Genomic DNA, 23312 nt, shown 5'->3' with positions numbered 1-23312 from the left:
GCCGTCAGGTCGCGTAACGCTCCACGCCGACGACGTGCCCGCCGACCCGGTGCAGCACCGCGAACGCGCCCTTGCGCAGGTGCACGTCCTTGCCGCTCAGCGCGTGGATCAGGTGTGGCAGGACCTTGCCGTGGCTGCACACGGCGGCGGGCACGGCGAGGTCGCCGACCAGTCTCGGCGTCTTGTGCGGGTCCTGGCCCTCCTCGCTGAGCAGCGGCTCGGTCCTGATCTCGGTCCTGATCTCGGCCCCGTACGGCTCCAGCGTCTGGACGCACCGCCGGCTGGGCGAGCTGACCAGCAGCTCGGGCCGGTACGCGGGCAGCACGGTGGCCAGGGCGGCGGCCTGGGAGCCGCCGTGGTCGTCCAGCGGGCGCAGCGCGTCGTCGCCGTCCCACCGGCTCCTGGACCCGGCCGTGGCGTGCCGGACGAGCACCAGCGGCACGGTCGCGAGCGGCGCGGCGGCCAGGGCGCGCAGCAGCCCGGCGTCCCACTCGTAGGTCAGCAGCTCGCGAGCCCGGTCGACGGGCAGCCAGCGCAGCCCGTCGACCTCGTCGCCCGGCTCGAAGCCGGCGTCGGAGGCGACCCGCGCCGTCCAGTAGTCGACGCGCTTGAGCCGGCCGCCGCTGAGGTAGTGGATCGGCGGCAGGGCCCGGCCCAGGACGGCCGTCAGGCCGGTCTCCTCGGTGACCTCGCGCAGGGCGGCGGCGATGACGTGCTCGCCGCTCTCCAGCTTGCCCTTGGGGAAGGTCCAGTCGTCGTAGCGCGGTCGGTGGATCACCGCCACCTCGGGGCTGCTCTCCGCGCCCCTCCAGACCACGGCTCCGGCGGCCCGGAGCAGGTCAGTCGTCAACGGTCCTCCATCGCCTGGTGCCGACGAGGTGGCTCTGCAGGTCCTCGCCCTGGTGGCGGATCCAGGTGCCGTCGGAGTTGAGCCACCACGCGTTCGTGGTGTCGGCCATGGCCAGGTCCATCAGCTCGATCAGGTACGCCTTGTGCTGCTGGGAGGTCACCTTGACCAGCGCCTCGACGCGGCGGTCGAGGTTCCTGCGCATCAGGTCGGCGCTGCCGATCCACACCTCGGGACGCCTGCCGAGGCCGAACTCGTACACGCGGGAATGCTCCAAAAAGCGCCCCAAAACCGACCTTACGCGGATATTTTCGGACAAATTGGGGATTCCGGGGCGAAGGATGCAGATTCCGCGCACCCACAGGTCCACCGGCACCCCAGCCCTGGACGCCCGGTAGAGCGCGTCGATGATCGGCTCGTCCACCAGCGAGTTCGTCTTGATCCTGATCCGCGCCGGGCGGCCCGCCTGCTGGTGGGCGATCTCCCGGTCGATCCTGGCCAGCAGGCCGCTGCGCATCGAGTGCGGCGCGACCAGCAGCCGGCGGTAGGCCGAGTGGTTGGAGTAGCCGGTCAGGTGGATGAACAGGTCGGTGACGTCCTCGCCCACCAGCGGGTCGGCGGTGAGCAGGCCGAAGTCCTCGTACTGGCGGGCCGTTTTGGGGTTGTAGTTGCCGGTGCCGATGTGGCAGTAGCGGCGCAGCTCGCCCGAGGGCTCCTGCCGTACGACGAGGGCCAGCTTGCAGTGGGTCTTCAGGCCGACCACGCCGTAGACCACGTGGCAGCCGGCCCGCTCCAGCTTCCTGGCCCAGGAGATGTTGGCGTGCTCGTCGAAACGGGCCTTGATCTCCACGACCACGACGACCTGCTTGCCCGCCTCGGCCGCGTCGATCAGCGCGTCGACGATGGGGGACTCGCCGCTGGTCCGGTAGAGGGTCTGCTTGATCGCCAGCACCCGCGGGTCGGCCGCGGCCACCTCGATGAAACGCTGCACGCTGGTCGCGAACGAGTCGTACGGGTGGTGCAGCAGCACGTCGCGCTCGCGCAGGGTGGAGAAGAGGTCGTCCTCGGCGTTGATCACCTCGGCCGGCACGAACGGGCGGAAGCTCAGCTCGCCGCGGTCGAGGTCGGCGATGGCGTGCAGGCCGGTCAGGTCGAGCGGGCCGGGCAGCCGGTAGATCTCGTGCGGGGCCAGCTCCAGCTCCTCGATGAGCGGTGCCAGCACCTCCGGCGTGATCGTCTCCTCGACCTCCAGCCGCACGGGCGGCCCGAACCGCCGCTTGAGCAGCTCCTTCTCCAGCGCCTGCATGAGGTTCTCGGTGACGTCCTCGTCGACGTCGAGGTCTTCGTTCCTGGTGACGCGGAAGACGTGGTGCTGGAGGATCTCCATGCCCTTGAAGAGCTGGCCGAGGTGCGCCGCGATGACGTCCTCCAGCGGCACGAACCGGTCCTTCGACGCCGGCACGAACCGGGGGAGCTGCGAGGGCACCTTCACCCGCGCGAAGACGGTGTGGTCGGTGATCGGGTTACGCACCAGCACGGCCAGGTTGAGGCTGAGCCCGGAGATGTAGGGGAACGGGTGCGCCGGGTCGACCGCCAGCGGCGTCAGCACCGGCCTGATCCGCTCCCTGAACAGCTTGCGCAGCTCCGTGCGCTCCTCGCGGCCCAGGTCGTCCCACCGGACGATCTCGATGCCCTCGGTTGCGAGCTGGGGGCAGACGCGGTCGTGGAAGGCGGCGGCGTGCCGCTTGGCCAGGGAGTCGGCGATCGTGGCGATCCGGGCCAGCTCCTCGCGCGGCTTCAGCCCGCTCTTGGTGCGCAGCAGCAGCCCGGTGGCCATGCGCCGCTTGAGGCCGGCCACCCGTACGCGGAAGAACTCGTCCAGGTTGCTGGCGAAGATGGCCAGGAAGCGCACCCGTTCGAGCAGCGGGATCGACGGGTCCTCGGCCAGTTCGAGGACGCGCTCGTTGAACTGGAGCCAGCTTTCCTCGCGGTTGAGGAACCGCTCCTGTGGCAGGGGCAGGTCGTTTCCCGATTGCAGCGGTTCCGCGGACATATGGCCTATATTGCCCCGATTGGTTGAACGGAACGTTAACGTAGCCGCAACGAACTCACTCTGGCTGTTCGGCCTGCTCCAGGCGTGCGGCGCGCTCGGCGAGCCTGGCCTCCCGCTGACGGATCTTCTCCTCGCGCTCGCGGGCCTTCTCCGCCTCCTTCAGCAGCCGCTCGCGCTCCTTCAACTCTCGTACCCGGGCTTTCTCCGCGTCACGCAACTCTCGCTGGCGAAGCTTCTCGGCTTCCTTGAGCTCCTTCTCGCGGGCCTTCTCGAATTCGCGCAGATCCTTGTCGCTGACGCGCGGTTTGGCGGCGGCGGCCTGGTTGCGGGTGGCCACCGAGATGACCGGGCTCGGGTTCAGCCCGGTCAGTCCGTTCCACGCCAGGTTCACCAGGTGCGCGGCGACCTCCTCGCGGCCCGGCTTGCGCACGTCCAGCCACCACTGGCCGGTCAGCGCGACCATGCCGACCAGCATCTGGGCGTACATCGGGGCGAGCTTGGGGTCGTAGCCGCGGCCGGCGAACTCGTCGGCCAGGACGTCCTCGACCTGGCTGGCGATCTCGCTGATCAGGCTGGCGAACGTGCCCGTGCCCGAGGCCGCGTGCGAGTCGCGCACCAGGATGCGGAAGCCCTCGCTGCTCTCCTCGATGTACTGGAGCAGGGCCAGGGCGGCCCGCTCCAGCTTGATGAGGGAGTGGGAGGCGGCGAGGGCCGAGGTGATCATGCCCAGCAGCTTCTGCATCTCGCGGTCGACGACGACCGCGTAGACGCCTTCCTTGCCGCCGAAATGCTCGTACACCACAGGCTTCGACACCTGCGCGGTGGCGGCTATCTCCTCTATAGAGGTCCCGTCGAACCCCTTCTCGGCGAACAGCGTGCGGCTGATCAGGATCAGCTGCTCTCTGCGCTCTCTACCGGACATGCGCCTGCGAGATCGGGGTTCGGTCACGGGTTCCATAATGACGGCCACGGACGAATGGCCGTTCATCGGCTGATTCTCGTCAGGCAATGCGCTTCGCCGCCAGGCGTTCTGGCGTCGGCCAGCGCACGTCGTACACCCAGCCCGCCCGTTCGAACAGGCGGATCAGGCCGGCGCTGAGGTCGATCTGGCCCTTGAGCGCGCCGTGCCGGGCGCAGGTGGGGTCGGAGTGGTGCAGGTTGTGCCAGGACTCGCCGAACGACGGGATGGCCAGCCACCAGACGTTGCGCGACTTGTCACGCGTCTTGAAGGACTCCTCGCCGAAGACGTGGCAGATCGAGTTGATCGACCAGGTCACGTGGTGCAGCAGGCCGATGCGGATCAGCGAGCCCCAGAACAGCGCGGTCAGGCCGCCCTGCCAGGACCAGGTCAGCAGCAGGCCGAGCACGCCGGGCAGCAGGACGGAGACGAGGGCCAGCGTGGGGAACCACTTGTGCAGCTTCTGGATGTCCTCGTCCTTGCACAGGTCGGGGGCGTACTTCTCGCGGTTGGTGCGCTCGCTCTCGAACAGCCAGCCCATGTGGGCGTACAGCAGGCCCTTGGACATCGACCTGAAGCCGGGGCCGAAGCGCCACGGCGAGTGCGGGTCGCCCTCCTTGTCGGAGAACTTGTGGTGCTTGCGGTGCGTGGCCACCCAGTCCAGCACGGACATCTCCAGCGACAGGCTGCCCGCGATGCCCATCGCGATCTTCAGCGGCCGCTTGGCCTTGAACGAGCCGTGCGTGAAGTAGCGGTGGAGCCCGACGGTGACGCCGAGCCCGGAGACGACGTAGAAGACGAAGGCGATGACGATGTCCGTCCAGCCGAGTCCCCATCCCCAGGCCAGCGGGACCGCCGCCGCGAGCGCGACCAGGGGCAGTCCGACCACGAGTGCGAACGTGATGATCTCTGCCCTGGACTTCGGTTCTTCTTCGAAGTCGGGCTTCGGGGCGGGGGAGGAACGCTCGGCGAGAACGGTCATGGGCTACCTCCAACGACATGTATGAGGATGAATGTCCAGGCTACGCCACCGTAACCTACGCCATCGTAAGTAAGGAAGCCCTAAGTGTGGATGTCACTTAGCTGACGGCCGGCGCGCCCAGGTGAGTGGGTTTCGTGGCTTGCGGCTTTTGGGGCGGTCTGTTATGTGACCAGCGCGCCGACTACCCCCGCGTGTCCCCGGTATTCGCGGCACCGGAGATGTGCGAGAGAATTGGGGGCGCATACGCCCGTGCGGGCTCGGTATCGTAGGGCTGTGTGTCGGACGCCACGGCGTCCGGTCCGTCCCGGATCGTCTAATCGGCAGGACAAGTGGTTTTGGTCCACTTTGTAGGGGTTCGAGTCCTCTTCCGGGAGCCTTGACAGCCATCCCGCGACTCCCCGCGCGAGAGAGTTCCGAACCGGGCAGGTATCCTCACGGTGTCGGGAGGGTTGCGGCGCGGTAGCCGCGCCGACGACCCTGATCCGTCCAGTCACAGGGAGCCTCAGTCCGTGAGTGTGCCGCGCCCGGCAGCCGTCATCGTCCTCGCCGCGGGCGAGGGCACCCGGATGAAGAGCCAGACCCCCAAAGTCCTCCACGAGCTGTGCGGCCGCGCGCTGGTCGACCACATGCTCGCCGCCGCCCGCGACCTCGATCCCGAGCGGCTCATCGTGGTCATCGGCCACGCGCTCGAACAGGTCGGCGGCCATCTGGCCGCCACCAGCCCCGACGCGCGCGCCGTCGTCCAGCGTGAGCAGCGCGGCACCGGCCACGCCGTCCGCACCGTGCTCGAAGAGGTCGGCACGATCGCCGGCACGATCCTGGTCACCTACGGCGACGTGCCGCTCATGCAGGCCCGCACGCTCGCCACGCTGCTGGCCAAGCACGCCGCCGACGGCAACGCGGTCACCGTGCTGACGGCCGAGGTGCCCGACCCGACCGGCTACGGCCGGATCGTCCGCGACCCCTCCGGCGCCGTGCTGGAGATCGTCGAGGAGAAGGACGCCGACGACGAGCAGCGCGCGATCAAGGAGATGAACTCCGGCATCTACGCCTTCGACGGCCTGCTGCTCGCCGACGCCGTCAAGCGCGTGTCCACCGACAACGCCCAGGGCGAGGAGTACCTCACCGACGTCCTCGGCATCCTGCGCGGCGACGGCCACCGGGTCGGCGCCTGCGTGGCCGCCGACTACGTCGAGGTCGAGGGCGTCAACGACCGCGTCCAGCTCGCCTTCGCCCGCAAGGTGCTCAACCAGCGGCTGCTGGAGCAGCACATGCGCGCCGGCGTCACCGTCGTCGACCCGGCCACCACGTGGGTCGACGTGGGCGTCGAGATCGGGCCCGACGCCGTCGTCCACCCCGGCACCCAGCTCCACGGCCGCACGGTCATCGGCGCCGGAGCCGAGGTCGGCCCGGCCACCACGCTGACCGACACCCGCGTCGGCGAGCGCGCCGTCGTGCGCAACGCGGTCTGCGACGGCGCCGAGATCGGCCCCGAGGCCAACGTCGGCCCCTACGCCTACCTGCGCCCCGGCACCGTGCTCAGCCGCAGGTCGAAGGCGGGCACGTTCGTCGAGATGAAGAACACCAAGGTCGGCGAGCGCTCCAAGGTGCCCCACCTCACCTACGCAGGCGACGCCACCATCGGGGAAGACGTCAACATCGGCGCCTCCACCGTCTTCGTCAACTACGACGGGGTCGACAAACACCACACCACCGTGGGCGACGGCGCGTTCGTCGGCTGCGACACCATGCTCATCGCCCCCGTGACGATCGGCGAAGGCGCCAACACCGCGGCCGGGTCCGTGATCGTCAGCGACGTACCCCCAGGGGCGATGGGCGTGGCCAGGGCGCGACAGCGCAACATCGAGAAATGGGTCCTGCGCAAGCGCGCGGGCACCAAGTCGGCCGCCGCCGCCGAACGGGCGCTGGCCGAGCGAGCACAGCAGGAGAACGAACAGTGACCAGCATCAAACAGCCGGGCGAGAAGAACCTCATGCTCTTCTCCGGCCGGGCCTATCCAGAGCTGGCCGAAGAGGTCGCCGAGCACGTCGGCGTCTCACTCACCCCCACCAAACTGATCGACTTCGCCAACGGCGAGATCTACGCCCGCTACCTGGAGTCCGTCCGCGGCTGCGACGCGTTCGTGATCCAGAGCCACACCGGTCCCATCAACAAGTGGATCATGGAACAGCTCATCATGGTCGACGCGCTCAAGCGGGCCTCGGCCAAGCGCATCACCGTGGTCATGCCGTTCTTCGGCTACGCCCGCCAGGACAAGAAGGGCCGCGGCCGCGAGCCCATCACGGCCCGGCTGATGGCCGACCTGTTCAAGACCGCCGGCGCCGACCGGCTCATGTCGATCGACCTGCACACCTCGCAGATCCAGGGCTTCTTCGACGGTCCCGTCGACCACCTGTTCGCGATGCCGGTCCTGGAGAGCTACCTGAAGAACAAGCTCGACCTGGAGAGCACGACCGTCGTCTCGCCCGACACCGGCCGCGTCCGCCTGTCCGAGCGCTGGGCCGACACCCTCGGCACGCCCCTGGCCTTCATCCACAAGCGCCGCGACCTCGACGTGGCCAACTCCGTGAAGGTCAGCGAGGTTGTCGGCAAGGTCAGCGGGCGCACCTGCGTGCTGATCGACGACATGATCGACACCGCCGGCACGATCTGCAAGGCCGCCGACGCCCTCTACGAGCAGGGCGCGACCAACGTCATCGTCGCCGCCACCCACGCGGTCTTCTCCGACCCCGCCGTCGACCGGCTGAAGAACTCGCGCATCTCCGAGGTCATCGTGACCAACACGCTGCCGCTGTCGGAGGCCAAGCGGTTCGACAAGCTGACGGTGCTCTCGATCGCGCCGCTCATCGCCCGCGCCGTCACCGAGGTCTTCACCGACGGCTCCGTCACGAGCCTGTTCGAGGGCGACACCTGAGCGAGTAAGCTGTACGGGTTGCGCTCGTAACGCCTTCCGCTAGGGCGGGTGAGGGGGAGCGCGCCACAATCCGATCTCTGCATCCCTAGGAGATGTCATGTCTGAAGTACGTATCGCCGCCGAGCCGCGCACGGTGTTCGGCAAGGGCGCCGCCCGCAAGATCCGCCGCGCCGACAAGGTGCCCGCCGTCCTCTACGGGCACGGCATCGACCCCAAGCACCTGACCCTGCCCGGTCACGAGGTGCTGCTCGCCCTCCGCACGCCCAACGTGCTGATCCGCCTCCAGGGTGAGGGCGTCGACGAGCTGGCCCTGCCCAAGGGCGTGCAGCGCGACCCGATCAAGGGCTTCGTCGAGCACGTCGACCTGCTCCTGGTCAAGCGCGGCGAGAAGGTCACCGTCGAGATCCCGGTCACCACCACCGGCGACGTCAACTCCGAGGGCCTGCTCGACCAGCAGCTCGTCTCGGTGGCCGTCGAGGCCGAGGCCACCCACATCCCGACCGGCGTCGAGGTCGACGTCGAGGGCATGGAGGTCGGCACCGTGATCACCGCCGCGCAGCTCGACCTGCCGTCGGGCGCCACGCTGGCCGCCGACCCCGAGGCCGTGGTCCTCCACGTCATCGCCAAGCCGACCGAGGAGCCCGCCGCGGAGGCCGCGGAGGCCGCCGAGGGCGAGACCGCCGAGGCCGAGGGCGAGGGCGAGAGCGCCGAGGCCGCCGCCGAGTAAGCACGTACCGCGAAAACGGGGGTGGCGCGAGGCCGCCCCCGTTCCGCTGTAAGGGGAGCGCACATGGACCGCTGGCTGATCGTCGGACTGGGCAATCCGGGGCCCGAATACGCGGGTAACAGGCACAACGCGGGCTTCATGGTGCTCGACGAGCTGGCCGCGCGGGCCGGCGGGCGCTTCAAGGCGCACAAGAGCAGGTCCGAGGTGCTGGAGACGCGGGCGGCCGTGCTGGCCAAGCCGCTGACGTACATGAACCTGTCGGGCGGGCCGGTCAAGGCGCTCGCCGACTTCTACAAGATCGGCCCCGACCGGCTGATCGTCGTCCACGACGAGCTCGACGTCCCCTACGGCGCGCTGCGCGCCAAGCTCGGCGGCGGCGACAACGGCCACAACGGGCTCAAGTCCATCACCAAGGTCCTCGCCACCCGCGACTACCTGAGGGTACGCTTCGGCATCGGCCGGCCGCCCGGCCGCATGGACCCGGCCACCTTCGTGCTCCGCGACTTCGCCACCGTCGAGCGCAAGGATCTGCCCTTCCTCGTCGACCGGGGCGCCGACGTCGTCGAGTCGCTCATGGCCCGTGGCCTGGAAGCCACCCAGAACGACTTCCACCGGGCTGATCTCCACATTTCCGGCCCTCCGCGCTGATCGCCGCATAGAACCGTTCGCCGCCTGTCGCGCCGCACGCGCGGCTAGCATCGGTGACTGTCCGTTCGGGAACGGGCACACAGAGGCGTGCCACCGCCCGGAGCGACGGCGGGAGCGGAGCGGGGGAAGACGGCATTTGGCGACCGAGGCCGCCTCACGGAGTGAGGCAGGAGAGCCCGTGAAGTCCGGCGAGGCCCTCTCGTGGCGGGTCAGCCCGGTGACTCCGGCGTGGATGCGTTCCTACCGGTTCCGTGCCGTGGTGGGCGATCTGTGCGGGGCGGGCATCGGGTCCGCCGCCGCCTTCTGCGGCAGGTTCGGCGGGTTCACCCCTTACGTGCTGCCGTACCTGCTGGTCAGCGTGGCGCTGCCGTGGGTGTGGATCTGCGCGGTCGCGCTCAACCGGGCCTACGAGCCCCGCATGATCGGCGTCGGCTCCGAGGAGTTCCGCCGCGTCGTGCACGCCGGCGTGGCGCTGACCGCGGCCACCGCGATCGGCTCGTACGTCACCAAGACCGACGTCGCGCGCGGCTACGTCGTGCTCGCGCTGCCCCTGGTCACGCTGCTCACGCTGGTCGCCCGCTACCTGCTGCGGCGCTCGCTCAACCGGCGCAGGGCGGCCGGGGCCTGCATGCGCCGGGTGGTCGCGGTCGGCCATCCGGCCTCGGTCGCCGAGCTGGTCCACCTCTTCCGCAGGGAACGCCATCACGGCATGGACGTCGTGGCCGCCTGCCTGCCCTACGGCGAGCCGCCCGGGGTGCTGACCGAGGTGCCCGTCGCGGGCGACTTCGGCGACGTGCCGCTGGTCGTCGACCAGGTGCGCGCCGACACCGTGGCGGTGCTGGCCTGCCCCGAGATGGACGGCGACGCGCTGCGCCGGCTGGCCTGGCGGCTGGAGCGCACCCACACCGAGCTGGTGGTCGCCCCCGCCCTGATGGACGTCGCCGGCCCGCGCACGATGATCCGGCCGGCCGCCGGGCTGCCGCTGCTGCACGTCGAGCACCCCGAGCTGACCGGCGCCCGGCAACTGGTCAAGAACGTCTTCGACCGCGTCGTCGCCGCCGCGCTGCTGGTGCTGCTGTCGCCGCTGCTGGCGGCCCTGGCCGTGGCCGTGCGCGGCACGAGCCCGGGGCCCGCGCTGTTCCGCCAGACCCGCATCGGCAAGGACGGCAGGCCGTTCACGATCCTGAAGTTCCGTACCATGCGGCGCGGCTCGGAGCAGCAGAAGATCACTCTCGTCAGCGACCACGACGGCGTGCTGTTCAAGATCCGCAACGATCCGCGCGTCACGCCGCTCGGCACGCTGATGCGCCGCCACTCCCTCGACGAGCTGCCCCAGCTCATCAACGTGCTGCTCGGACACATGTCGCTCGTCGGCCCCCGCCCGCCCCTTCCGGAGGAGGTGGCGCGCTACGGTGACGACGTGCGCAGACGGCTTCTGGTGCGTCCGGGGCTGACCGGGCTGTGGCAAGTGAGCGGACGATCTGACCTATCGTGGGAGGAATCCGTCCGTCTCGACCTGCGTTACGTGGAGAACTGGTCCCTCACGCTGGACCTGCAGATCCTGTGGAAGACTTGGTCGGCCGTCGCCCGCGGGCAAGGAGCATATTGATGACGATTCGCGACGACCACGCCGTGGCCGGCGACCTGGCGACGGAGGCGGGCGAGCGGCTGCTGCAGGTCCGCGAGCGCACCGGGTTCGGCGACTCCGCGGCGCTGCGCGCGGAGGGCGACCGGGCCGCGCACGTGTTCCTCATGGAGGCGCTGGCACGGTTGCGTCCCAGTGACAGTGTCCTGTCCGAGGAGGCCACCCGCGAGGAGCGGCTCGACCCGCGCCGGCTGGGCGCCGAGCGCGTGTGGATCGTCGATCCCCTCGACGGCACGCGCGAGTTCGCCGAGGAGGGCCGGTCCGACTGGGCGGTGCACGTCGCGCTGTGGGAGCGCGGCAAGCTGACCGCGGGCGCCGTGGCGCTGCCCGCGCAGGGCCGTACGCTGACCACCGCCGAGCCGCCCGCCCTGCCGGCCTTCGAGAAGGGCCGCTTCCGCATCGCGGTGAGCCGCACCCGTCCGCCGGAGTTCGTCCAGAAGCTGGCCTACCTGCTGGGGGCCGACCTGGTGCCGATCGGCTCGGCGGGGGCGAAGATCTCCGCGGTGCTCACCGGCGAGGTCGAGGCGTACGTGCACGCCGGCGGCCAGTACGAGTGGGACTCCGCGGCCCCCGTCGCCGTCGCGCAGGCGGCCGGGGCGTTCGCCAGCCGCGTCGACGGCTCGGAGCTGACCTACAACCAAGCCGACCCGTCACTACCGGATATCCTGGTTTCCCTACCGGAGCTGGCGACATCCCTGCTCGCCGGAATTCGGGACCTGCACCGCTAACCGCCGGAGGAAGCGCCCATGCTCCAGCGCGACTACACGACGTCGCAGCTCGACGTACTCGAAGCCGAGGCCATTCACATCATGCGCGAGGTGGCGGCGGAGTTCGAGCGGCCGTGTCTGCTCTTCTCCGGCGGCAAGGACTCGATCGTCATGCTCCGCATCGCGGAGAAGGCGTTCTGGCCCGCGGCCATCCCGTTCCCGCTGATGCACGTCGACACCGGGCACAACTTCGACGAGGTCATCGAGTTCCGCGACCGCCGTTCCGAGGAGCTGGGCGCGCGCCTGATCGTGGCCAGCGTGCAGGAGTCGATCGACAGCGGCCGGGTGGTCGAGGAGACCGGCCGGCGCGCCTCGCGCAACCGCCTGCAGACCACCACGCTGCTCGACGCGATCGAGGAGCACGAGTTCGACGCCGTCTTCGGCGGCGCCAGGCGGGATGAGGAGAAGGCCCGCGCCAAGGAGCGCGTGTTCTCCTTCCGCGACGACTTCGGCCAGTGGGACCCGAAGAACCAGCGCCCCGAGCTGTGGAACCTGTACAACTCCCGCATCCGCAAGGGCGAGCACATCCGGGTCTTCCCGCTGTCCAACTGGACCGAGCTCGACATCTGGGACTACATCCGGCGTGAGGGCATCGAGATCCCCTCGATCTACTTCTCGCACACCCGCAAGGTGTTCGAGCGCGACGGCATGTTGCTGCCCGACTCCGACGTCGTGTCCCGCGGCGACGACGAGCCGCTGTTCGAGGCCGTCGTGCGCTACCGCACGGTCGGCGACATGACCTGCACCGGCGCCGTGGCGTCCTCGGCCGCCACGGTCGAGGAGATCATCGAGGAGATCGCGGCCACCCGGATCACCGAGCGGGGCGCCACCAGGGCCGACGACCGCTCGTCCGAGGCCGCCATGGAGGACCGCAAGCGAGAGGGCTACTTCTGATGGACATTCTTCGCTTTGCCACCGCGGGAAGCGTCGACGACGGCAAGTCCACCCTCATCGGACGGTTGCTCTTCGACTCCAAGGCCATCTTCGAGGACCAGCTCGAAGCGGTCGAGCGCACCTCCCGCGACCGCGGCACCGAGTACACCGACCTGTCGCTGCTGACCGACGGCCTGCGGGCCGAGCGCGAGCAGGGCATCACGATCGACGTGGCCTACCGCTACTTCGCCACGCCCAAGCGCAAGTTCATCATCGCCGACACGCCCGGCCACATCCAGTACACCAGGAACATGGTCACCGGCGCCTCCACGGCCGACCTGGCGATCATCCTCATCGACGCGCGCAAGGGCGTGCTGGAGCAGTCGCGCCGGCACGCGTTCCTGACCTCGCTGCTGCGCGTGCCGCACCTGGTGCTGGCCGTGAACAAGATGGACCTGGTCGACTACTCGCAGGAGCGGTTCGAGGAGATCCGGGAGGAGTTCACCTCCTTCGCCTCCAAGCTCAACGTGAGCGACCTGACGTTCATCCCGATCTCCGCGCTCAACGGCGACAACGTCGTCTCGCGTTCGGAGAACATGCCCTGGTACCTCGGCACGTCGCTGCTCCACCACCTGGAGAACGTGCACATCGCCTCCGACCGCAACCTGGTCGACGTGCGCTTCCCCGTCCAGTACGTGATCCGTCCGCAGAAGGCCACCGACCACGCCTTCCACGACTACCGCGGCTACGCGGGCCAGGTCGCGGGCGGGGTGCTCAAGCCGGGCGACGAGGTGACCCACCTGCCGTCCGGGCTGAGCACGCGGATCGCCTCGATCGACACGTTCGACGGGCCGGTGGAGGAGGCGTTCCCGCCCATGTCGGTCACGCTGCGCTTCGAGGACGACCTCGACATCTCGCGCGGCGACATGATCGCCAGGCCCAACAACCAGCCGCACGCGGCCCAGGAGCTGGAGGCCATGGTCTGCTGGATGGCCGACGGCCTCAAGCTGACCCCGCGCACCAAGCTGACGATCAAGCACACCACCCGTACGGCGCGGGCGCTGGTGCGCGACCTGCACTACCGGCTCGACGTCAACACGTTGCACCGGGACGAGGAGGCCACCGCCCTCGGCCTGAACGAGATCGGCCGGGTCTCGCTGCGGGTCACCCAGCCGCTGTTCGTCGACGACTACGCCCGCAACCGGCTGACCGGCGGCTTCATCCTCGTGGACGAGGCCACCAACGGCACGGTCGGCGCAGGCATGATCATCGACGCCAGCTGAGCGTCCCGGAACGGCCCGGCGACACCACGCCGGGCCGTTCGCCGTTTCGGTAGATCTTTGCGGGGTTTCCTGACCATCTGATTACCCTCCGCGCTAGGGTCGTCGCGTTCCGTGTTGGCGACGTGTGAAGGCCCTCCCCCTGTGACCGACCGCGCATCCGCCACCCGAGTGATCTTCCTCGGTGGCCTCGGCCGTAGTGGCACCACTCTGCTGGAGCGGCTGCTCGCCGAGCTGCCCGGCGTCGTGGCGCTCGGCGAGGTGGTCCACCTGTGGTCGAGGGGCGTGCTGGCCGGAGAGCCGTGCGGCTGCGGCGCCGCCTTCGCCGCCTGTGACTTCTGGCGGCAGGTGGGCCGGGCGGCGTTCGGCGGATGGCGGCCGTCGGTGGCCGAGCGGGTGCTCGCGTTGCGGCAGCGGGTCGATCGCACCCACCGGATGGGGCGCATCGCGCATCCCGACCTGGCCGAGTACGCGCGGGCCTACCGGAGGGTCTACGAGGCGACCGGCGCGCCCGTCGTGATCGACTCCAGCAAGCACGCCTCCCTCGCCCACTGCCTGGTCGCGGCCGGCATGGACGTCCGCGTCGTGCACGTCGTCCGGGATCCGCGGGCGGTGGCCCATTCCTGGCGCAGGACCGTCGAGCGGCCCGAGGACGGGCGTCCCATGACCCGCTGGGGGCCGCTGCGCACCTCCCTCCACTGGACGGCCCAGAACGCCGGTCTTGAGCTCCTCGCCCGCCAGGGGGCCCGCGTGACCCGGGTGCGCTACGAGGACCTGGTCGCCGACCCGGAGCCCACGCTGACCGCGCTGGCCGGCTTCCTCGGGCTCGACGTGCCCGGCCTGCCGTTCCTGGAGGGCACGACCGCGCGGCTCGGGCCCGCGCACACCGCGTCCGGCAATCCGATGCGGTTCCAGGTCGGGGGGATCCGGCTGCGGTGCGACGACTCGTGGCGTGCGGGGCTGCCCGTCCGCGACCGGCGGCTGGTCACCGCGCTCACCTGGCCCCTCCGCGTCCGGTACGGCTACCGGGAGGTCGCCGCGTGAGCGCGCCGCCGTCCGTGGGGGTGGTGATCCCGACCCGCGGCGACCGGCCCGAGCTGCTGCGCGAGGCCGTGGCGGCGGTGCTGGCCCAGGACTATCCGGGGCGGCTGGCCGTGGTCGTGGTCGACGACGGCGGGCGCGGGCGCCCGGGGGCGGAGCTGGGCGTGCCCGCCCTGGCCAACCGGCGCACCCCTGGGCTGCCGGGGGCGCGCAACACCGGCATCGCTGCCCTCGACACCGATCTCGTCGCCTTCTGCGACGACGACGACCTGTGGCTGCCGGGCAAGCTCGCCGCCCAGGCGCGGGCGCTGGCCGTGACCGGGGGCGAGTTCGCGAGCTGTGCCATCGAGGTCGAACACGCGGGGCGCCGGGTGGCCAGGCTCGCGGGCGCCGACACGGTGACCGCGGCCGACCTCCTGCGGTCGCGCATGGTGATGGTGCACTCCTCGACGTTCCTGTTCCGGCGCGGGGCCCTGTGGGCCGACGAGAGCGCCCCCGGGGGCCAGAACGAGGACTGGGACCTCGCCCTGCGCGCGGCCCGGCGGCGGCCGATCACGCACGTCGACCGGCCGCTCGTCCGGGTGCGGTGGGGTGGTTCGTCCTACTACGCGGCCCGCTGGGCGGACCGGATCGCCGGGCTCGACTGGATGCTCGACCGCCATCCCGAGCTGGCCGCCGACCGGCGCGGCGCGGCGCGGGTCTACGGCCAGCTCGCCTTCGCGTACGCGGCGCTCGGGCGGCGGCGCGCGGCGGTGCGGTGGGCGGTGCGCGCGTTCGGGGCGCGGCCGGGTGAGCCGCGGGCGCCGATCGCGCTGGCCGTCGCGGCGGGGATCGTCCCGGCCGCGACCGTGCTCGGGCTGCTGCACGGACGGGGGCACGGCATATGACCCCGCCCAGGACCCGCATCCCCGCCGTCCCCGTCCAGCGCCCGTCCACCCCGAACCCCGCTTCCGACTCCCCGCCCGCCCGCGGCCATGCCGCCGAGGCCGCGTCCGCCCGGACCTACGCGTCGGGGGCCGGGCATGCCGCCGAGGCCGCGCGGGTCCGTGCGGCCGGATCGCCCGTGGTCGGCCGGGGCCGTGGCGCCGAGCCGGGGGCTGCGCGCTCCCTCCCGTCCGAGCGCCCGGCGGGTCGCGGGCCCGCCGAGGCCGGGCGTCGAGGACGTGCCGGGGAGCGCGTGCGGGTCGGCGGCGTCGGGCTGGACGTCGTCACCGAGGCCGACGTGGTGCGCTGGGTGGCGGCCGAGGCCGCGGCCGGACGGGGCGGCCGCATCGTGACGCCCAACGTCGACATCTGCCGGGCCGTCGCCCGCGACCCCGCCCTCCAGGAGCTCGTGGGCTCGGCCGAGATCGTGGTGGCCGACGGCATGCCGCTGGTGTGGGCGGCCAGGCTGCTCGGCACCCCGCTGCCCGAACGGGTCACCGGCGCCGACCTGATCTGGTCGCTCAGCGAGGTGGCCGCGGCCCGCAACTGGCCGGTCTACCTGCTCGGCGGGCCGCCGGGGGTGGCCGAGCTGGCCGCCGACGAGCTCAGGAGCTGCCGTCCCGGGCTGAAGGTGGCGGGGGTGCACGCGCCGCCGTACCACTTCGACGACACGGCGGAGGGGAGGCAGCGGGTGCGGCGCCGGGTGGTCGCGGCGCGGCCCCGCCTGGTGTTCGTCGGGCTGGGCTTCCCCCGGCAGGATCTGCTCATCGCCGAGCTGCGCGAGGAGCTGCCGCAGGCGTGGTTCGTGGGCTGCGGGGCGGCCATCGCCTTCGCCGCCGGCACGGTCCAGCGGGCGCCGCGCTGGATGCGGCGGGCCGGGCTGGAGTGGGCGTTCCGGCTGATGAGCGAGCCCGGCCGACTGGCGCGGCGCTACCTCGTGGACGATCTCCCCTTCGCGGTACGCCTGCTCGCCGGCTGCCTGCTGACCAGGCTCAGGCGGTGAGGGCCCGGACCCGGGCCGCCTCCGCCGGGGTGAGCCCCCGGGCCGCCGTGGCGAGGGCGTGACGGGAGTCCATCGGACGGAAGGCCGTACGGGACAACCCCGACCACGCGAACGCCGCCGACCGGCGGGACGGCGTGGTGCAGGCCCGGACGATCCGGCGTTCGGCGGACGGTGACCACTGCAGCCCCGCGTGGGCGTAGAGATCCCGGAAACCGGCGACCGGATCCTCGGCCAGCGACTCGTACGAGGCGACCAGGACGCCGGGCGTGGCGGCCAGAACCGACCGCGCGGCCCGCCACAGAGCGGCGGTCGTGGCCAGGTCGTCGGCGGAGCCGAGCAGCCGATGCAGGCCCAGCAGCCCGGGATGGTCACGGACGAGCAGCGGCTGGCCGAGCAGGTCGCCGACATCGAACCGCCACCCGAGACGACGCCAGCTCGCCACGAACGACACCGGATCGCGGACGAGGACGATGACCGCGCACCCCAGCCGCCGGGCGAACCAGCCCGCCGACAACACCGCGAACGGGTCGTCGAGCAGCGCCCGCCGCCCGGCCAGGCGGCCGAACGCGAACGCGGTGCCGTAGCGCGCCAGCCGGGCCAGGTCGTAGGGGGAGCGGTTGGCGCGCAGCTCGGCGAGCCAGTGGTAGCGCAGGGCGACCGTGTCGCGGAAGGCGGGCAGGAAGTCGGCGGCGTTGTCGTCGCAGATGTACTGGAACCGGTGGGGGACCTCGGCCCGCAGCACGCCGGGGCAGCGGCCGGGCGGGTGCTGCGGGTTGAGCGGCTCGTTGACGTAGACCAGGCCGCCGCCGGCGGTGAGCATCTTGCCGGCCCAGCTCGTGCCGCTCCTCGGCAGGCCGGTGACCAGGACGGGCGCGCTCACGCGGCCGCCGCCCAGGTGCGCGGGCGCAGGGCGGGCAGGGTGTGGCGGCCGAACGGGCGCAGGCCGTAGCGGTGGTGGAGCTGCCACAGCGGCAGCAGGTTCTTCACGATCACCCCGCCCGACCAGCCGACGACCGCGCCGAACGCCCCCTGGGAGGGGATCAGGGCCAGGTCGAGCGCGACCGTGCAGGCGACCGCGGCCAGCAGGTTGAGCAGGCTGGCCAGGGTGTGGCCGGCGGCGGTCAGGACGACGTCGACCATGCCGCAGGCGGAGGCCACCAGCATGGTCCCGGCCAGGACGAGGGCGATGGGGGCGGCGGCGCCGTACGCGGGGCCGAAGACGCGCAGCAGCCACGGCGCGAGGACGGCGTAGCCCAGCCACACCGGCCAGGTCAGCAGCACCAGCCAGATCGTGGTGGCCTGGTACAGCTCGCGCGCCCGGCCGAGCTCCCCGTCGGCGAGCGCCCGGACCAGCCGCTCCTGCACGGCCTGCGCCAGCCCCTGGTTGGCGAGCTGCCCGACGACCCGGAACCGGGTGGCGGCCGTGTAGACCGCGGCCTGGGCCGGCCCGCCGAGCAGGGCGACGACCACGATGTCCAGCCGCTGGAACACCGCCTGGATGGCGCCCGCGGCGGACCGGGGGGCGGTGTACCGCCACAGGTCACGCCCGGTCCCCGGCAGGTACGGCGTGCGCGGCGCGCGTCTGCGCAGGTCGGCGAGGGCCAGGACGAGCAGCGGCAGGAAGGGCAGCGCCCAGGCCGCAGGCAGCCACTGCGGCGCGTGCGCGAGCGCGGCCCAGGTGACGAGCACGAGCTGCGCGGCGGGCAGCAGCACGCCGTCCAGCAGCACGGTGGGCCGCATCGAGCCGAACCCGCGGGTGGCGGCCAGCGCGATGTCGCCGAGCACGATGACCGGCAGGGCCCAGGCCAGCAGCCCGATGCGCGGCTCCAGCAGCACCCCGGCCGCGCAGGCGGCCAGCGCGCACGGCACCATGGCCGCCCGGAAATATCCGGAGATACCGCGATAGCCGTACGTCCTGGCCCGCGCGATGAAGTACACCAGGCCGTTGCCGGCGTCCAGTTTGGCGATGCCGGCCGCCATCAGCGCCAGGGCCGTCACGCTGAAGAACGCCCCCGCCTGCGCCGGGCTGAACGCCCTGGTCACCACCACGGCCACCAGGAACTGCGCCAGCGCGCTCACGCCGGCCCCGGTCAGCCCGGCGATCCCGCGCCGGACCATCACCGGCGCCACGACGGCTCACCGCCCAGCCAGCGCGTCAGCCGTGCGTCGTAGGGCTCGAAATGGTCCCTGAGCGCCTGTTCCAGCACCCGGGGCACGGGCCGGGGCAGCGGCCGGCCGTTGTGCCGCTCGAACGTCGGATAGCCCAGGTGCGGCACCGTCAGGAACTCCAGCACGCGGTCGTAGGCGGTCTCGGGCTCGGCGAAGAACCGGTGGCTGTCGAGCACCAGGATCCGGTCGCGGCCGAAGAGCGGTTCGAGGCGGTCGAGCTGGTCGGCGTACCGGCCGCGGGCCAGGTAGGCGTGGTGGCGGTGGGAGTGGTGCTCGGAGAACGGCGACACGCGCAGGCTCTCCTCGGCCCCGGCCAGCCGCTCGGCCTCCAGCTCAAGGGCGGATTCGAGGTGCGACTCGGACTCGAAGCCCCTGGCCAGCTCGTGGGCGTGCGCCGAGCAGGCCCGCTCGACCGGGTCGCGGACCAGGACGATCAGCTTGACCCCGGGCAGGTCGGCGGCGATCCGCTCACCGGCCAGCGGATGGAACAGGTAGTAGGGGGACGACTCGAACGCCTGGGTGCGGCCGCCGTACCGGTGGGCCAGCAGCGCCGCGCCCGCACGCAGCGGGAAGTGCGCCTGGTACCAGGCCATCGGCCGGTGGTAGCCGACGTCGAAGTAGTGGACCCCCTTGTGCAGGACGGGCTTGAGCAGCAGCGGGTGCTGGGCCAGCGCCCGGTAGAGCGAGGTCGTGCCGCACCGCTGCGCCCCCACGATCAGGAACGACGGCAGCACCCGCGCACTCGACGTGAACCGGCCCGCCAGGCGCGAGAAGGACAGCACCGGCCGCTTCATCGTCCTCATGGCAGCAGCTCCTCGTGGTCGACGGCCGGGTTGAGCCAGGTCTCGGGCGGGCCGAGCGGGCAGTGGCCGTCGGCGGCGTGCCGGTCGGCCAGCACGATGAGGTAGCGCAGCGCCGTCCGCCGGGCCTCGGCCGACGACAGGCCGAGCGGGGCCAGCTCGCGGGGCGCCCTGGCCACGCAGGCGCGGGCCGCCGTGGGCGGGTCCATCCTGCGCAGCGCCCGCTGGAAGAGGTGGTGCGCGGCGTCGAGGCCGTAGGGGACGCCGGTCTCGTACCGCTCCCAGTCCCAGACGAGCAGCCGGCCGTCGGCGGAGGGGCAGATGTTCCACGGGGACAGGTCGCCGTGCCAGGCCGGGACCGGACCGCCGGTGACGGCGATCTCCATGATCGCGGCGTGCAGCAGGGCCGGGGGCACCCGGCGGCGCCGTACGGGCAGCGGCGAGAGCGCCAGCACGGGCAGGCCGCGCCACTCGCCGTGGTGCAGCACGTCGGGCACGACGACGGTCTTCAGCGGCGCCGCGGCCAGCCCGCGCAGCGCGGCCGCCTCGCGGCCGACCAGCTCGCGGGCGAGCGGGCTGTCGCCGACCTTCACGTACGCCAGCAGCCGCCCTCCGGTACGGGCCTCCAGGACGGGCTTGCGGTTGGGCCGCAACGCCGGACGCACGTGGAGCACGACCTCCACGGGCGCGTCGAAGACCTCGCCCAGATAGGCCGCCACGGACTCCTCCAGCGGCACGGTGACCGCGCCCCCCACGTGCCACCAGCGCCGCGGGGCCAGCCGGCGGGGCAGCACCCGGTGCGGCAGCACCGAGTACGGCCGCGGCGACCCGGTACCGGGGAACAGCAGGCGCACGGTCTCGCGGAGGTATCCGAGCCGCGCGGAGGCGTCCTTCATGCGTTTCTCCACAGCAGGGCGAACGAGATGAGATAGAGGCTCAGCGGCGTCACCAGGCCGTCGTAGACGAACATGTAGAGCAGCACGAGACCCATCACCAGCACCCCGGCCAGCCCGATCGGGGAGCGGTCGGCCCAGTGGCGGCGGATGGCGCCGAGGAAGAACGCCACGTAGAGGGCGGCGCCGGTGAAGCCCTGGGTGATCAGCAGCAGCCAGAGCTGCCCGTCGCTGCCGAGCGGCGGGTGACCGCAGGCCGCGCACCACTGGGTCTTGCCCGTGGTGATCGAGCGGTGGTTGCCGAGCGAGTTGCGGGTGTTGCCGTAGCCGATGACCGGCGAGTGGCGGGCCGCGGCGACCGTGGCGGTCATCGTGAAGGCCCTGACGTCGTTGGAGTGCGGTTTGTCCAGCCGCTGGGCGAACACCGAGGCCAGCGGGCTGAGCGCGAACACCACCAGCCCGGCGGCCACCGCGCCGCACAGCACGACCCTGGTCCGGCCCGCCACCCGCACGATCAGGTACGCCACGGCCAGCCCGAGCCCGATCCACAGGCCGCGGTTGAGCGAGTACACGACCGGGACCGCGGCCAGGGCGATCACCAGCACCGCCAGCACCCGGCGGCCCCGCCCGCCGTACGTCCACCAGCCGACGACGAACCAGATCAGCAGCACCGACGCGTTGCTGCCCCACGCGTTGGCCCACTCGAAGGGCGCCTCCGGCCTGGGGGAGGAGTAGCCGAGCACCTTCTGGGTCTGGGCGGCCGTGGGATGGATGAGGTTCTGGACGAAGGAGTTCTCGCTGATCCAGCCGGGCAGCAGCAGCTCGACCGGCGAGGTGAAGGCGAAGTGCGGGACCAGGACGCCGAGCAGGCCGCCGGCGACCGTCGTCAGGAACAGCACGCCGAGCCAGCGCACCAGGCGCAGCTGCGGCAGCTCGCGCTCGGTCAGGTTGCCCAGGTAGAGCACCATGACCAGGACGGACACGTACAGGGCCAGGCGCATGGCCCAGCCGATCAGGCGGCCGGCGCTGAACCCGCCGTACGTGCCGGGCGGCAGCTCGTCCAGCATCATCGCGCTCAGCAGGTAGCCGGCCAGCAGCAGCAGCCACAGGCCGAACCCGTGGGGGACCCGGACCGGCCGGCGCCGCCACAGGATCACCGCCATCGGCACGGCCAGGACGATCACCGACAGGCCGCCGAACCCCAGCGCCCACCAGATCGGGTAGCCGAGCAGGAGCGCCGCGATCGGCCAGGCTGGTCCTGTCACGGCTGCTTGCGCTGCCGGTGGTGGAACGACTGCATGGGCGTGGTCTCGGCAGCCAGGCTCACCTCCAGCTCGCCGGTGGCGACGAGCTTGCCGAGCGAGGTGTGGGTGCGCGGCTCCAGCAGCGGGACGAACTCCGGCACCGCGTCGGTCGCCGTCACCACGCCGACGACCGGCACGTCGTGCCGCTCCAGATGGCGGGCGGCCGCCGTCACCTCCGGCGAGGTGACCCGGCCCAGCCCGACCAGCAGCAGCGCCGCGTCGGCCCGCGCCAGGTCGCGGACGTCGGAGCCGTCGAGCACCGACAGCGGCGCGCTGATGGCCAGCGGCTCGGCCAGCGAGGAGGCGTAGAGGTCGGCGGGCAGCGACCGGACCAGCAGCCGCTGGCCGGGGCAGGCGGCGACCACGGCGCAGGCCAGCTCGTGCAGCACGCCGTGCTCGCGGGAGGCGGACAGGTCGGTCAGCACGGGCAGCCCGGTCAGCCGCTCGACGTCGGCGGCCGTGCGCAGCCGGGTGTCGAGCCGGTCGCGGGCGTAGGCCGCCGCCGCGCCGAGCAGCAGGCCGGCCATCAGGCCGGTGCCGAGGTAGAGCGGCAGGCTGGGGGAGCTCGGCCGGGTCGGCGGCAGCGCCTCGCTGATGACCGAGCCGGGGGTCACCGCGATCGTGCGCAGCGCGTCGTACTTGAGCGTCAGGCTGGCGGCCTGCCGGTTGAGCACGCTCTGGCGCTGGGTGGCGATAGCGTGCTCGGCGCTGCCCTTGGGCAGGCGGCCGACCTCTTTGATGGCCGCGTCGAGGCCGGTGTTGACCTGCTTGAGCTTGGCCAGCACCGCCTGCTGCCGCTCGGCCGTCGCGGCCTGCGCGCTCTCGCGCCTGTTGGCCAGGTAGGCGTCGGCGTAGGCCCGCGACTGCGCGGCGGCGGCCACGGGATCGGCGTCGGTCACCGAGACCCACAACACGGCCGAGTTGGGCGGGACGGAGACCTCGACCGGCTGCGGCGCGGCGATCCGCAGGGCCTGGGCGACCCGCGCCGAGACGACCGCCGACTGGGCGATCTGGGCCTCGGTGTCGAGGTTGAGCGGCTCGCGCTGCCGGTTGCTCACCTGGTTGCCCTGGTCTTGACCGTCGACGGGCGTGACCAGGACCTGGGTGATCGCGGTGTAGGCCGGCGGGGTGGCCCGCAGCAGGGCGAGCCCGGCGGTGCCGCCGACCACGACGCAACCGACGAGCAACAGCCACCGCCTGCGCAGCAGGGAGAGGTGCTCGTCCAGGTCGGCGCCCGGACGGCGCGCCTGGAAGTCCGGCGACGGGCTCATGGGGACGGTCTCCTGGAGGGGATGCGCGCTGTCGCGGGTGGGCAACGCTGCGTCACTCGGCGCAGTGTGCGCCCACTATAGGCCGGACGGATATTACCCAAGTCGAATACTGAAGATTTTTTCCGGTACGGCCGCGAAGATGCCCCTTTTTAAATGGATATTTCCAGAAAATGTGGGTGGGGGGTCGGGTGC

The 23312-nt window shown here is 71.9% G+C and carries 21 protein-coding genes and 1 tRNA gene; 12 read left to right on the top strand and 10 right to left on the bottom strand.

Annotated elements, in window-relative coordinates; translation table 11 throughout:
• Positions 1–4: 4 nt before the first annotated feature.
• From ACIBK9_RS24895 to ACIBK9_RS24880, 4 genes are read right to left on the bottom strand one after another with little or no spacing between them, the layout of a single operon-like run.
• Complete coding sequence (locus tag ACIBK9_RS24895; protein WP_397161413.1) at positions 5–850, bottom strand: NUDIX domain-containing protein; 846 nt, start codon at positions 848–850, stop codon at positions 5–7.
• Positions 840–2900 (bottom strand): RNA degradosome polyphosphate kinase, encoded by a 2061-nt coding sequence (locus tag ACIBK9_RS24890; protein WP_387676927.1) that lies wholly within the window; start codon positions 2898–2900, stop codon positions 840–842. The genes ACIBK9_RS24895 and ACIBK9_RS24890 overlap by 11 nt, the downstream gene beginning before the upstream one ends.
• Before the next feature lie 55 nt (positions 2901–2955).
• Positions 2956–3858: a TetR family transcriptional regulator gene (locus ACIBK9_RS24885; RefSeq protein ID WP_397161707.1), complete on the bottom strand. Its 903-nt coding sequence runs from the start codon at positions 3856–3858 to the stop codon at positions 2956–2958.
• A 43-nt stretch (positions 3859–3901) separates the two neighbouring features.
• Positions 3902–4840, bottom strand: coding sequence for an acyl-CoA desaturase (locus ACIBK9_RS24880; RefSeq protein ID WP_397161411.1), 939 nt, complete (start codon positions 4838–4840; stop codon positions 3902–3904).
• A 302-nt stretch (positions 4841–5142) separates the two neighbouring features.
• On the opposite strand from ACIBK9_RS24880, the gene ACIBK9_RS24875 reads away from it, so the two are divergent.
• From ACIBK9_RS24875 to ACIBK9_RS24820, 12 genes are all read left to right on the top strand, one after another.
• Positions 5143–5214, top strand: a tRNA-Gln gene (locus tag ACIBK9_RS24875).
• A 135-nt stretch (positions 5215–5349) separates the two neighbouring features.
• A complete protein-coding gene (glmU, locus tag ACIBK9_RS24870; RefSeq protein ID WP_352353030.1) occupies positions 5350–6801 on the top strand; it encodes a bifunctional UDP-N-acetylglucosamine diphosphorylase/glucosamine-1-phosphate N-acetyltransferase GlmU in 1452 nt (483 codons plus the stop codon).
• Positions 6798–7775, top strand: a complete 978-nt coding sequence (locus ACIBK9_RS24865; protein WP_397161409.1) for a ribose-phosphate diphosphokinase — start codon at positions 6798–6800, stop codon at positions 7773–7775. The genes glmU and ACIBK9_RS24865 overlap by 4 nt, the downstream gene beginning before the upstream one ends.
• Before the next feature lie 97 nt (positions 7776–7872).
• Entirely contained in the window at positions 7873–8502 is a 630-nt protein-coding gene (locus tag ACIBK9_RS24860) for a 50S ribosomal protein L25/general stress protein Ctc (RefSeq protein ID WP_352353029.1), read from the top strand.
• A 63-nt stretch (positions 8503–8565) separates the two neighbouring features.
• The gene (gene pth / locus ACIBK9_RS24855; protein WP_352353028.1) at positions 8566–9150 is read left to right on the top strand and encodes an aminoacyl-tRNA hydrolase; all 585 of its coding nucleotides are present in this window, start codon (positions 8566–8568) and stop codon (positions 9148–9150) included.
• 232 nt (positions 9151–9382) lie between these two features.
• A complete protein-coding gene (locus ACIBK9_RS24850; RefSeq protein WP_397161706.1) occupies positions 9383–10759 on the top strand; it encodes a sugar transferase in 1377 nt (458 codons plus the stop codon).
• Positions 10759–11523 carry a 3'(2'),5'-bisphosphate nucleotidase CysQ gene (locus tag ACIBK9_RS24845; protein ID WP_397161407.1) on the top strand — a complete coding sequence of 255 codons (765 nt, stop codon included), beginning with the start codon at positions 10759–10761 and terminating at the stop codon, positions 11521–11523. The genes ACIBK9_RS24850 and ACIBK9_RS24845 overlap by 1 nt, the downstream gene beginning before the upstream one ends.
• Before the next feature lie 18 nt (positions 11524–11541).
• The gene (gene cysD, locus ACIBK9_RS24840) at positions 11542–12456 is read left to right on the top strand and encodes a sulfate adenylyltransferase subunit CysD (protein WP_397161405.1); all 915 of its coding nucleotides are present in this window, start codon (positions 11542–11544) and stop codon (positions 12454–12456) included.
• Positions 12456–13718 (top strand): sulfate adenylyltransferase subunit CysN, encoded by a 1263-nt coding sequence (gene cysN, locus ACIBK9_RS24835; RefSeq protein WP_352321986.1) that lies wholly within the window; start codon positions 12456–12458, stop codon positions 13716–13718. The genes cysD and cysN overlap by 1 nt, the downstream gene beginning before the upstream one ends.
• Positions 13719–13859: 141 nt before the next feature.
• Complete coding sequence (locus ACIBK9_RS24830; protein WP_358294547.1) at positions 13860–14759, top strand: sulfotransferase; 900 nt, start codon at positions 13860–13862, stop codon at positions 14757–14759.
• Positions 14756–15643 carry a glycosyltransferase family 2 protein gene (locus tag ACIBK9_RS24825; protein ID WP_397161402.1) on the top strand — a complete coding sequence of 296 codons (888 nt, stop codon included), beginning with the start codon at positions 14756–14758 and terminating at the stop codon, positions 15641–15643. Before ACIBK9_RS24830 ends, ACIBK9_RS24825 begins: the two co-directional genes overlap by 4 nt.
• The gene (locus ACIBK9_RS24820; RefSeq protein ID WP_397161400.1) at positions 15640–16683 is read left to right on the top strand and encodes a WecB/TagA/CpsF family glycosyltransferase; all 1044 of its coding nucleotides are present in this window, start codon (positions 15640–15642) and stop codon (positions 16681–16683) included. Before ACIBK9_RS24825 ends, ACIBK9_RS24820 begins: the two co-directional genes overlap by 4 nt.
• Here the strand turns inward: ACIBK9_RS24820 and ACIBK9_RS24815 are convergent.
• The 6 genes from ACIBK9_RS24815 to ACIBK9_RS24790 are packed head-to-tail and all read right to left on the bottom strand — an operon-like array spanning position 16673 to position 23120.
• Entirely contained in the window at positions 16673–17563 is an 891-nt protein-coding gene (locus ACIBK9_RS24815) for a sulfotransferase (protein ID WP_397161398.1), read from the bottom strand. The two genes, ACIBK9_RS24820 and ACIBK9_RS24815, sit on opposite strands and share 11 nt — an antisense overlap.
• Positions 17560–18813: a lipopolysaccharide biosynthesis protein gene (locus tag ACIBK9_RS24810; protein ID WP_397161396.1), complete on the bottom strand. Its 1254-nt coding sequence runs from the start codon at positions 18811–18813 to the stop codon at positions 17560–17562. The genes ACIBK9_RS24815 and ACIBK9_RS24810 overlap by 4 nt, the downstream gene beginning before the upstream one ends.
• Positions 18801–19655 (bottom strand): sulfotransferase, encoded by an 855-nt coding sequence (locus ACIBK9_RS24805; protein WP_364337702.1) that lies wholly within the window; start codon positions 19653–19655, stop codon positions 18801–18803. The genes ACIBK9_RS24810 and ACIBK9_RS24805 overlap by 13 nt, the downstream gene beginning before the upstream one ends.
• Entirely contained in the window at positions 19652–20548 is an 897-nt protein-coding gene (locus ACIBK9_RS24800) for a hypothetical protein (protein ID WP_397161393.1), read from the bottom strand. The genes ACIBK9_RS24805 and ACIBK9_RS24800 overlap by 4 nt, the downstream gene beginning before the upstream one ends.
• Positions 20545–21810, bottom strand: a complete 1266-nt coding sequence (locus ACIBK9_RS24795) for a hypothetical protein (protein WP_397161391.1) — start codon at positions 21808–21810, stop codon at positions 20545–20547. Before ACIBK9_RS24795 ends, ACIBK9_RS24800 begins: the two co-directional genes overlap by 4 nt.
• The gene (locus ACIBK9_RS24790) at positions 21807–23120 is read right to left on the bottom strand and encodes a Wzz/FepE/Etk N-terminal domain-containing protein (protein WP_397161389.1); all 1314 of its coding nucleotides are present in this window, start codon (positions 23118–23120) and stop codon (positions 21807–21809) included. Before ACIBK9_RS24790 ends, ACIBK9_RS24795 begins: the two co-directional genes overlap by 4 nt.
• Positions 23121–23312 lie beyond the last annotated feature (192 nt).

This window comes from Nonomuraea sp. NPDC050227 (genome assembly GCF_044459705.1).
Classification (GTDB): Bacteria; Actinomycetota; Actinomycetes; order Streptosporangiales; family Streptosporangiaceae; genus Nonomuraea.
Note: the sequence above shows the minus strand (reverse complement) of the source record. Positions and strands in the feature narration are given on the sequence as shown.